Below are 12,110 nucleotides of genomic sequence, written 5' to 3' on the forward strand. Positions count from 1 at the left end.
ATAACCGTCAATGATTCAGCAGGTCGAGATGCTGCTGTAAAAAAGAAGATATGTTATAAATATTTTTGATAAAAAATGATTTGCACAAAGTAAAGCCAAAATGCCAGAAAAAGCAAATAGCATTTATAGCAGTAAAAATGATTAAGTTTGGTGCGGATTTGAATAAAATTTTTATAATGAAAAGTCACCCTTATATGAAGCAGATTTTTGTATTTCTGATAGCTATCACTATTTTTTCCTGCGAAAAGGATAAAATAAAGAAAGATGATCCCGAAGTCGTAGTGCCTGGCAATTTCGCTGAGGCCAAAACAGAGCTGAACAAAATATATGGTAAGGATGATAACGCAGCGCAGGTGATGGATATTTATTTGCCTGCCAATCGTTCCACCAATACAACCAAAGTGATTCTTTTAGTGCATGGAGGTGCCTGGGCCGTGGGTGATAAAAATGGTAGCGAGGATGACCCATATATTAAAACTCTTTTAGATTCGGTAAGGAAAAGATACCCGGATTGGGCCATATTTAATATGAATTACAGATTGGCAACCTTGAGCGGAAAAAATATTTTCCCTACACAGGAAAATGATATGGCCACAGCGGTAAAATATATATATGATAATCGCCAGGCTTTTGGAATATCGGATAAATGGGTTTTTATGGGGATGAGTTCGGGCGCTCACATGGTATTATTGCAGGCATATAAAAACAGTTCACCCATAAGACCGAAGGCTGTTGTAGATTTTTACGGGCCAACAGATATGACTGGGTTGTATAATTTTCATAAAGCCGACGGTGATCTGGCACCGCTAATTGAGAAACTCATGAGCGGCACACCTTCGTCTAATGCTGCATTATACAGCAGTAGTAGTCCAATTAACTTTGTTAATGCACAATCACCACCCACGCTTATCATGCATGGTGGTAAAGATGATACAGTACCCGAAGCGCAATCCTTAGCTTTAAGCGCCAAGTTAAAAGCGGCGGGGGTTACAACTGTTTACGGCGATTATTATTCTTTCCCCTATCAAACCCATGGCTGGTCCGACCCGGTTTTGTGGGGAGAAACCATGAAACTTATTAGTAATTTTCTTACCGCAAATGTGCCCTAAATTCGTGGCATGATTCCTTTAGCTGAACGAATAAGACCCCGAACCCTGGATGATGTGGTAGGTCAGCAACACCTGATAGGGAAGGGCAGTGTGTTACGTAAATCGGTAGAAAATAAGTCGCTTGGTTCTGTTATTTTCTGGGGACCGCCCGGAACGGGTAAAACTACACTTGCTAATATTATTGCACAGGAGCTTTCTATGTCTTTTTTTGCACTGAGTGCTGTAAACGCCGGTGTAAAAGAAGTACGCGAGGTTATTGAAAAGGCCAGACACGAATACCAAAGCATTTTATTTATAGATGAAATCCACCGGTTTAATAAGAGTCAGCAGGATGCCTTATTGCATGCCGTTGAAAAAGGTATCATTACGCTGATTGGTGCTACCACCGAGAACCCATCTTTTGAAGTAAACAGTGCCTTGCTCAGTCGTTGCCAGGTATATGTGTTGAGGTCGCTGGAAGAGAAAGATTTGATTGCCCTGCTTCACAAAGCGATCAAAGAAGATGAGGTGCTCAAAAAGAAAAAGATCAACTTAAAAGAGACCGCTGCTTTAATTAATATCAGTGGCGGCGATGCGCGCAAACTGTTAAACCTGCTGGAATTGGTTTGCAATACTTCGAGGGATAAAGTAGAAATAACCGATGCCCTGGTAATGGAGGTTGCCCAGAAGAAGGTGGCTTTATATGATAAGAACGGCGAGCAACATTATGATATTATATCAGCCTTTATAAAATCTATGCGGGGTAGCGATCCTAATGGGGCTGTGTACTGGCTGGCGCGTATGATTGAGGGCGGAGAGGACGTAAAGTTTATAGCCCGCAGGATGCTCATACTGGCCAGTGAAGATATTGGTAATGCTAACCCCAATGCACTGCTGCTGGCCAATGCTACATTTGATGCTGTTAATAAAATAGGCCATCCTGAATCAAGGATTATACTGTCTCAATGTGCCGTTTACCTGGCCACTTCTCCTAAAAGTAATGCCTCTTACATGGCGATCAACGAAGCCATGGCGGCAGTGAGCCGTACGGGTGATCTGCCGGTTCCTTTACATATCAGGAATGCGCCTACGAAACTGATGAAAAATTTAGATTATGGTAAAGGCTATCAATATGCTCATAGCTATGACAATAATTTTTCTCAGCAAGAGTATTTACCTGAAGAGATTGCAGGGACTAAGTTCTATGATCCCGGTAATAACCCACGCGAGCATGAGCTGCGCAATTATTTGAAAAAGCTCTGGAAAGATAAGTATGGGTATTGACAACAAGTGAGCGTTAATTTAGTAGTCTAGTATTAGATTTGCGATTACATGCGCAACTTTTGTATTAAATTTGCGATTGTATTCGTATTTTTTGCATTAAATTTGCGATTCATTCCACTTTCACAATTATTTTTGCAGTAAATACCCGATATGATTGAGCGTATACAGACCGGTGTTATTGCCGGATATATCCATGATAGGAAAGTATTGGTGTTATCTGGCGCCAGGCAGGTAGGGAAAACTACGCTCGTTGAACAACTGCTACCACAACTGGCAAAGCCCCTTGTTTCTTTTAATGGAGATGAAGCAGATGTTCGGGAATTATTTTATAACCCTACTTCGGCGAAGCTTAAAAAGATGATTGGCGGCGCTAAAACACTTGTTATAGATGAGGCGCAACGGATTGAAAATATCGGTATTGTACTAAAATTGATTCATGATAATATCAAAGACGTAAAGGTTATCGCCACAGGATCTTCATCTTTTGATTTGGCCAATAAGATAAATGAACCACTTACCGGGCGAAAATGGGAATTTCAGATATTACCTCTTTCTTTTGAAGAAATGGTCAATCACTATGGCTTGCTGGAGGAAAAACGCTTGCTTGAACATCGGTTGTTATACGGATATTATCCCGAAATTGTAGTAAATAAGGGAAATGAAATAAAGAGGTTAAAGGAGCTGGCAGATAGTTATCTTTTTAAAGATATACTTATTTGGGAGCGTATTTTAAAACCGGAAAAGCTGGAAAAATTGTTGCAGGCTTTGGCTCTTCAAATTGGCCAGGAGGTTTCTTATAATGAGCTGGGACAGCTTACGGGGCTCGATAACCAAACAGTAGAAAGCTATATTCAAATACTGGAAAAGGCTTTTATTATTTTCAGGCTAAATGCTTTTAACAGGAATCTTCGCAATGAGTTAAAGAAAAGTCGTAAGATATATTTTTATGATACCGGTATAAGGAATGTCGTCATTAATCAATTTAATCCTTTATCTCTTCGTAATGATAAAGGGGCCTTATGGGAGAATTTTTTGGTAGCAGAGCGGATGAAATTTAATCTTGGCCGGCAGCGTATAGTGAACCGCTATTTTTGGCGAACACATGCTCAGCAGGAAATTGATTATATAGAAGAACATAATGCAGAAATAAGTGCCTTTGAAATGAAATGGGATGAGCGGCGCCAGAAGAAAATGCCAGCGAGTTTTGTTAATGCGTATAACCCGGTGGTAACAGCAACTATAACGATGCAGAACTTCGAAGATTTTATAAGCTGATGTGTGACATTGTACATAGTTAATGGATCATCATCCAGCAAGAGCCATTAAAAAAATCATTAAAAGCCGCCATACTTGCACCTATCTTAGCCGTTTTACTTTAGTGGTTCTATACTTTGAACAATGAAGGGATTATAATAAACAGGTATCAAAATTCACCCTCCCCTTCCAGCCAGTGGGGCACTGGCCAGGGCTATGCGAGAGTGAATAGTGAATAGGGAATAGTGAGTTGGGATCATCATAAATAACCTTAACCCCTGGATGTTTTTTTATTTTAAACCATGAAGGATTTATGGGATATTAAGATATAGTGTTGGGTATAATCAATCCTTAACTAACCTTAACTCCTTAATGTTTTATATTTTTTTCACCACGCAGTCTACCAATCCAGCATAGCCTCTATTAGGTATTGCAAGGCACATGTTTACCGGGGTATATTTGTATGTACGAAATCCTGCGATTGGTAACAGGATTCTAAAAATACAAAACACCTAATATGGCAACCTTTAAAATACCGGTGCAGTTTGAAAAACCACTGCAGGAGCCGGTAAACCTTTCGGTAATCCTCGCTGATGCGCAGGGGACCATTATACAACAATCTCCTGTAGATGAAAAGGGCGACGCCGGCTTTGACGAAGCTCTTTTAAAAAGGGGGAATCTTCAGGTAGTAGTACTTCCTAATACCGACGATAGCCTCGAAGGCGTCACGCATCTCCAGCAATTGGAACGATTCAGGCCTTACATTTCATCTATTGACTGGCGTGATGGTAACCGGCCCGTTATAAAACCCATTCCACCTATATTTACAGAATATTGGTTGCTTCGTTTTTGCCGGGTGTTGGGGCGTTTAACTAAAAACTATCTTATTGGCAATAACCAGTTACAACTCCCTGTTTGTAAGGCAAGGGTGAATATCTGCGAAGTAGATAAAATATTCTGGCTGATCAGGAAAATTCCCGACCAGGTTATCCTGCGGATACCAGAACTTTTCAGGGTAGCTCCAAAACTCAATGTCCTCAAACCTAATATCTTAATCAATACGCCAATTGTCAGGCCCAATATATTAATCCGGCCTGCTAATACCACACAACTTGCCGAACCTATCATTAAGCTGGAACCCGCGATAGCCGCTAGGTTCAACACTACTAATATCCCGGTACTTAGAAATGAGCTGGTAAACAATTTCAAATTGCTTATACCTCATTTTTGCCGTATTCCCTGGTTATGGCCTTATTTTTATCGTTGCGATAAAATTAAAACCACCTATACCGATGAGAACGGTCGCTTCGATACCAATATTATTTATTTCACCAATGGTGATAAACCAGATATTTATATCTGGGTAGAATGTTTAATTAATGGTGTATGGGAAACAGTATATCGCCCGGCCATCGCCTGCAATACCCGTTGGGACTATGTTTGCGGATCGGAAATCAATATCAGTATAACTGACCCCAGGGTCACCCCCAACTGTGGCCCTGCACTGAACGGTGAAGCTGTGTGGGTAAGAACTATTGGGAATTTCTCGGTAAGAGATGTTTTGCAAACTTCCAATAATACACCCATTCAGGGCGTGCCTTTTGAAAGAAAAGGCTTATTCAGGTATGGCGCCGATCACCGCTCTCCGTTTGCAACTACAGCTACCAGTGCGAAGCTGAACTTCTCAGTTATTTTTGGAAGCGGGCTTCCTTTGTCCGGTGCTAAATACTTCCGGTGGATGTGCAGAAAAACACATAACGAAGCCATGGTGCCGGAATCGGGCGCTGATATTGCTTTGACGGCTAATATACATCGCCCTTACCTGGTAGAGCGCATGGAAGGTGTTACCAAACATTTCGATGTACGTTCGGTACTGCTGGGGCCTTTCACCGTTAACAGTAAAGCGCTGTATCTGATTCCTCCAATTAATCCGATAGGCTTTGAAGGTATTACCGATTCCATAGGATGGATGAGCATGGGTGTAATGACTACCGATCTGGATACCCGTACACTTGCCGGAGATGGGCTATATGAATTCTGGCTGGAGATATTTGATCAGGCGGGTAACCGTGTGAACCCGCCGCAGGCTTTCTTTCAAATACCTACTGTTTCCAACTTCAATAGTAGTGAAACCGCATCGGCAGAATACTTTGGAATTTGCAATGGTATGAACGCATTTAAAATGGTGGTGAGGGTTGATAGCCTGAACAATAAAACGGTAGCAGAGATACATCCTGTTAGACTTACCAGCGGTCCCGGTGGTCCTTACAAAGTATCCAATCCTTGTGGTTTCCTGGATTACTCCAATGGCGGAGAGAAGAATATTTCCATTCCTTTCAAGGCTTACCAGGCCAATAATTTTGCTGACTTTTCTTTTAGCGTAGGGCGGGGCAATGCAGGTACGGGAGCTTATCCTACAGTAGCCAGCATTAGCGGCATGGTAATAGGAGATGCAGGTCGATACGTAAGAGATGTAGACGGAGTATATATGCCGGATGATTCACCCGATCTGGAATTTAGTCCTGATGAATTAATGCAAACATGCGCGGCCGGCGGAAGAGCTGCATTTACACAAAGCCTCTATGTTAATGCGCTGCATGTGGATGGCTATAGACAGCTGGATGAGCTGGATTCCAGTGCCAGCGCGGCTTTTGCGCTAAGCAAATTAGCCTGAGGATATTGGCAGATATTAGGTCTTAATATATAACAATGGGGGCTGACTAAAAAGGTCAAACGTCTCAATATTTGAAAAAGTACAGTTCACTTATATGGGCTGTACTTTATTTATTTAAGTTTTCGGTTTCACAATAATATCTGCAGTAATAGGGGATATTATGAGTGATAAACGTACTTTTTTTGTTTATCAGGCTGCTTTATTGAGTTTTTTTATTGATACTTTTCTCAGGTTGTGTGCCATAGCTACCAATATAAACTCTGTTTTTACTTTTTGAAGACCTCGCAGGTGGAAGCGACGGAAGTCCATATTGTGTTTTATATCTCCAAAACAGCTTTCGATCTCTGTGCCTCTTTGTTTTTTCAAGGACTGTCCCAGTTCTGTGTGAAGGTTTTGCCTTGCCTGCTGCTTAAAGGCTTCCAGTTTTTCGTTGATCTCTATCTTTCGGTTCTCCCCTTTAGTCGATTTACAACACTGTTGATAAAAAGGACAGCCGGAGCAATTATTACATTCATAAACTTTTACCTCTGATTTGTAACCGGTACGTTTATGCGTTTGTTGGTGTTTGCCTTTAAAAATAAGTAGTTGCTTATTAGGGCAGCTATAAGTATTTGTGAGTATATCATAGATAAAGTTGTCCTTTAGAAAAGAATTTTGCTGATAAGCTTTGGTTTGTTCTTTGTGATATAGCGGGAACTTCATATAACTGGCTATTTCATTTTGTTGTAGCAGTTCATAATTCTGCTCTGTACCAAAGATGCTGTCAGCAATAATCCTGTCGGGCTGGCAAGGTTGTTGGCTGGCTATGGCGTGCAGGTGATCATTAAAGCAGGCTCCATCGTTGGTCGATTGATGAACGCTCACCCCGGTAATAAACTGATCCTCGCTACCTGCCAGTACATTGTAGGCTGGCAGTACTTCTACCTTATTTTTCATCATCATAGCTGTGGCATCGGTATCAGTTTTATTGTAACCACTACGGTTGCCGGCTTTTTGAATCTGATTGTTATACTTTTCTATCTTGCCTTCAGCATCTTTTAACTTCTTTTTCAGTGTGGTGGCCTTGCGTCGTTTGCTCTTTACAACAGTATTGCGTATGACATCGTTGAGTGTAGCTGCCTTTTGGGCTATTGCTTCCCGGCTCACGGTAGCAGCTTGTCCATGTTCTTCCAGATCAGCTTGCCCATAGGCTTTATCTTCCTGCCGGTTCAGCTCATCTATTTGCTTAAACAACTCCTGGCATTTTTCTACAGCCTTCAGACCATACCGCTCTGCATTTTTCTTCCATACCATTTTATGCTGATTGGCATCTGCACGCAATGTTGTTCCATCGCAAAAATAATTTTCCAGCTTGATATACTGATGAGCTACCAAAAACTCCAACAGCTCTTTAAACAATGCTTCTATTACCTGTTTGGCTTTGCTGCTGCGGAAGTTATTAATCGTACGAAAATCAGGACGGTTCATAGCTGAAAGCCACATAAAATGAATGTCCTGGCTCAGTGCCTTGGCTATCTTGCGGCCAGTATAGATCTTTACACAATAGGCATATAATAACACTTTTAGTAACATCCGGGGGTGATAGCTACTGGTGCCGCCACCTTTGTATAAGTTGATCAGGTCGCTGATATCCATCAACTCAACTACCTCATTAACCACCCTTACAAGGTGATCCTTGCCTATTAACTCTTCCAGTGAAGGTGGTAACAATAAATTTTGTTGAGGACTATATTGCTTAAATACTACAGAAGTTTTTACTTTAGCCATTGTAATTTTTGTGTGGTAACTAAAATTACAACTCAGCCCCTTTCTCACAAAGAAAAGGGCTGACCTTTTTGGTCAGCCCCTTATATAGTGCGAAAAAATTGTAGTGCTATTTCTTTAATACTGATTCAAACAATTTAAAAATTCTTTTATATTCATCTGTCCAGCTACTGGGTTCTACGAAACCGTGATCTTCCATGGGGTATCCGGCCAGCTCCCAATTGTCTTTACCTAGTTCTATCAGGCGTTGCGCCAGCTTTACGGCGTCCTGGTAATGTACGTTTACATCTACCATTCCATGACAGATCAATAAATCTCCCTTCAACCCGTTGGCAAAATATAGCGGCGAACTACGGTAGTAAGCCAGGCTATCGTTATAGGGCTCATTTAGTATGTTAGAGGTATACCCGTGGTTGTAATTGGCCCAATCGGTAACGGGTCTTAAAGCTGCCCCCGCTTTGAAGACCTCCGGTTGAGTAAACATGGCCATTAAAGTCATGAAGCCTCCGTAAGATCCGCCATACAAGCCGATGTGCTGTGGATTTACTCCATAAGTATCTACCATGTATTTTGCAGCGTCTACATGATCACTCAGATCTTTACCACCCATATGGCGATAGATACCCGTGCGCCAGTCGCGGCCATAACCGGCACTGCCACGATAATCAATATCCATTACATAGTAACCGTTATCGGCCAGCATATTGTTAAACATAAACTCCCTGAAGTAACTGCTCCACCACTTATGTGCATTTTGCAGATACCCCGCACCATGAACAAATAATACAGCTGGTTTATTGGGATGTGGGTTAGCAGGCTTATAAACCCTGGCATATACAAGGGCGCCATCGGCAGCTTTAAACGCAACAACTTCCGGGTCTCTCCAGGTGTAGGATTTAAACTCCTCGCTTTGTCCTTTAAAAGTTATTTGCTGAGCGGCTGTGCCTGGTTTAGCAGGTTGCAGGTATAGTTCCCAGGGCTTGTTGGAATAGGAATGCAATACGGCGATGTTTTTTTCATCAGGCGAGAGACTGGTTTCGTTAGCACCTGTCATCGTAGTGATGCGCTCTTTTTTCCCTGTAGCAATGTTTAGTTGGTAAAAATGCTTTTCGCCCGGATGCACTTCGTTGGTAGTGATATAAAAGAATTTTTTGTCTTCTGAAAGAATGACTTCCTGTATTTCGTAGTTACCGGCTGTGAGCGCTTTCTTTTGCAGGCTTGGAATATTGATTGTATATAAATGGGAGTAGCCGGTTGCTTCAGATTGAAACCAGAATAAATCTTCATTGATCCAACCCATGCTGTTACCGTTAATACCGGGGCCGCCGATCCAGGCTTCGTCACGTTGCCGGTCAAGCAAAATGAGCTTATTCACCTGCATATCCCACTGCATCAGCCAGCGGTCTTTGTTATCATCCGAATGAATTTCTATAACAAGATGCCTGCCTTTGGGGGACCAGGAAACACCATAAACCGAAACTGCTCTTTTGGTACTGTCCTTCTTTCTTTTATCAAAAGCTTTAGGGTAATCTTTCAGGTAGTCGGGTAAATCCCTGATACCGGGTATGGATTCAACAGGCAGGTTCAGTACTGTATCCCGTTCCCGGTCGTAAACATAAAATGCTGAACTACCCTGTTCGGCGCCTACCTTGTTTCTGCCAGAGATATCAGTGGTATAGCCGCTTTCTGTTACATAATCGGGAATGATGGTGTTTTTGGTGGTTGCCGGTTTAAATGCACGGTAACTTACAAAACGCCCGTCAGGACTAATGTTTAAGCCTCTTACTGATCCTTCACGTACCAGCAGGTAGCGAAGCTCTTTTTCTTTAGGTAAGGCCTTTCGGTATGCATCGCTGGTATCATTTTTTGCTTTCCTTTCCCTTAATACATCAAAGTTTACCAACTGGTCGTTTTTTAACCAGTCTTCTTCTTTTCCTCCTGATGGCTTACTTCCGAAATTGTTGCTGCTGGTGCCGATATTAGTGAGCTGTTCGGTTTCGCCGGTTGCAATATCCCAGGCGTACAGGTTACTGCTACGAGTATAGACGATCTTTTTCTCCCCAAAACTAAACTGCGGATTATTTTCGCTTTCGATGGTATTGGTGATGCGCCTGGTAGTACGGGTGGTAATATCTGTAAAGAAAATGTCTCCATTCTTTTCAAATACATAACGGGTGCGGGCCAGGTTATACACGTAGCTGCCGGGTCTTGATAAGAGCTGCCTTTGCGCAACAGTAGCTTTTTGCGGTGTATGGTTTTTGAGGGTGATGAAATAAAGCGAGTCTGCAGGTTTTTTGTCAGGGTTCCATAAAAAATACAAAGTATCGCCGGTCCGGTTCCATTGAGGTTGAGAGGGCGAGCTGCCCATCCACCTGGGATCGCGCATTATTTTTTGTACAGTTAAGGGGGCCAGCTTGTTTTGGGCAGAAACAGTTACTGAGTAGCTAAAAATGAAAAGGAAAAATATTTTTTGCATCAAATACACTTTAGGGTATAAATTTAATTGTTTGCGATTTATTTTTTATGTTGCCAACGGAGTATTAAAAAGTTAATCTGAATTTATGATCAATTGGATTTGCAAATCGTTCAATGAGCTGACACTGGAGGAGCTATATCTTATCCTGCAGCTGCGCAGCGAGGTATTTGTGGTGGAGCAGCATTGTTACTACCAGGATGTAGATGGTAAGGATGAAAAAAGCTATCACCTGATGGGATACGATGATGGTGTATTATTAGCGTACGCACGTTTAATTCCTCCGGGAGTAAGCTATACTGAGCAATCCATAGGAAGGGTGGTATTGAAAAAGGAGGCCCGCAAATCGGGAACAGGTAAGCTGCTGATGCAGGAAAGTATTGCCCGGAGCTACCAGATATTTGGAAAAGCGCCTATAAAAATAGGAGCGCAATACCATTTGAAGAAATTCTATGAACTGCTGGGTTTTGAGCAATGCAGTGATATTTACGACGATGCAGGTATTGATCATATCGAAATGATAACTTCATGAAAAATCACTTGAACCAGGTTAAGTGGTGTAGTTAATCTACCTTATTTCCTGCCAGTTGTTATTGTCTCAATTTTGTGGAACAATTAAAGACAATAATTATGGACAATAAAATATTAGGACTGCATCACATTACTGCGATTGCAGGCAACGCACAAGAGAATCTTAATTTTTATACACAGGTTTTAGGATTACGGTTGGTGAAGAAAACCGTCAACTTTGATGACCCTGGTACCTATCATTTTTATTATGGTAATGAAGAAGGAGCTCCTGGTACCATCCTGACCTTTTTTCCCTGGCAGGGAATACCCAAGGGCAGGACCGGGTCGGGTATGGCAACAGAGATCGCTTATTCCGTTCCCGAGGGAAGTCTTGAATTCTGGAAAGAGCGGCTAAGTCGTTACCAGGTAGATACTGGTGAGGCGGTTGAACGTTTTGGCGAACAGTATCTGCCTTTTACCGATCCGGATGGTCTTAACCTGAGTCTTTTAACACCGAAAGCGGGGGACAATCGTAAAGGCTACACAACACCTGCAATAGCACAAGATGTTGCTATCAAAGGTTTCTACAGTACCACTCTTACTTTAAACAGGCTGGAGCCAACAGCTAAAATTCTTACGGATATATTCGGCTATCAACAAACGGTGCAGGAAGGGAATCGCTACAGGTTTGTAACCAATGCTGTTCATGAAGCGAACATTATAGATATATTACTGGATGAGTCGGCTAAGCCAGGCTACAATGCAGGAGGTACCAATCACCATATCGCATTCAGGGTAAAAGATGACCAGGTGCAGATGAACTTTCGTGAAAAGATCTTAAGTGCGGGTCACCAGATTACTCCAAAAATAGACCGTGATTATTTCTACTCGCTTTATTTCCGCGAACCGGGTGGTGTGCTTTTTGAAATAGCTACAGATAATCCCGGCTTCACCGTAGATGAACCTTTGGCTGAATTGGGCACGGCATTAAAATTACCTAAGCAGTATGAGCCTTCCAGAAGTGAAATAGAAAAAGTATTGCCTGTCCTGAAATAGTTGCTTG

The 12,110-nt window shown here is 42.0% G+C and carries 8 protein-coding genes; 6 read left to right on the forward strand and 2 right to left on the reverse strand.

The window, feature by feature from the left end:
• Positions 1-194 precede the first annotated feature (194 nt).
• The 4 genes from ACLOAU_RS13360 (at position 195) to ACLOAU_RS13375 (ending at position 6,300) form a co-directional block, all read left to right on the forward strand.
• On the forward strand, positions 195-1,109 hold the full coding sequence (locus tag ACLOAU_RS13360; protein WP_427862366.1) for a prolyl oligopeptidase family serine peptidase: 915 nt from the start codon (positions 195-197) through the stop codon (positions 1,107-1,109).
• 9 nt (positions 1,110-1,118) lie between these two features.
• Positions 1,119-2,372, forward strand: a complete 1,254-nt coding sequence (locus tag ACLOAU_RS13365; RefSeq protein ID WP_427862367.1) for a replication-associated recombination protein A — start codon at positions 1,119-1,121, stop codon at positions 2,370-2,372.
• A 150-nt stretch (positions 2,373-2,522) separates the two neighbouring features.
• Positions 2,523-3,647 (forward strand): ATP-binding protein, encoded by a 1,125-nt coding sequence (locus ACLOAU_RS13370; RefSeq protein ID WP_427862368.1) that lies wholly within the window; start codon positions 2,523-2,525, stop codon positions 3,645-3,647.
• 496 nt (positions 3,648-4,143) lie between these two features.
• The gene (locus ACLOAU_RS13375) at positions 4,144-6,300 is read left to right on the forward strand and encodes a hypothetical protein (RefSeq protein ID WP_427862369.1); all 2,157 of its coding nucleotides are present in this window, start codon (positions 4,144-4,146) and stop codon (positions 6,298-6,300) included.
• A 189-nt stretch (positions 6,301-6,489) separates the two neighbouring features.
• Here ACLOAU_RS13375 and ACLOAU_RS13380 read toward each other — a convergent pair whose 3' ends face one another.
• Entirely contained in the window at positions 6,490-8,067 is a 1,578-nt protein-coding gene (locus ACLOAU_RS13380) for an IS1182 family transposase (protein ID WP_427859941.1), read from the reverse strand.
• 106 nt (positions 8,068-8,173) lie between these two features.
• Complete coding sequence (locus ACLOAU_RS13385; RefSeq protein ID WP_427862370.1) at positions 8,174-10,540, reverse strand: S9 family peptidase; 2,367 nt, start codon at positions 10,538-10,540, stop codon at positions 8,174-8,176.
• An 85-nt stretch (positions 10,541-10,625) separates the two neighbouring features.
• On the opposite strand from ACLOAU_RS13385, the gene ACLOAU_RS13390 reads away from it, so the two are divergent.
• Both ACLOAU_RS13390 and ACLOAU_RS13395 read left to right on the forward strand, forming a co-directional pair.
• Positions 10,626-11,069: a GNAT family N-acetyltransferase gene (locus tag ACLOAU_RS13390; protein WP_427862371.1), complete on the forward strand. Its 444-nt coding sequence runs from the start codon at positions 10,626-10,628 to the stop codon at positions 11,067-11,069.
• 98 nt (positions 11,070-11,167) lie between these two features.
• A complete protein-coding gene (locus ACLOAU_RS13395) occupies positions 11,168-12,103 on the forward strand; it encodes a ring-cleaving dioxygenase (RefSeq protein ID WP_427862372.1) in 936 nt (311 codons plus the stop codon).
• Positions 12,104-12,110 lie beyond the last annotated feature (7 nt).

The sequence above is a fragment of the Paraniabella aurantiaca genome, from assembly GCF_050309965.1.
In the GTDB taxonomy this organism is placed as follows: domain Bacteria; phylum Bacteroidota; class Bacteroidia; order Chitinophagales; family Chitinophagaceae; genus Niabella.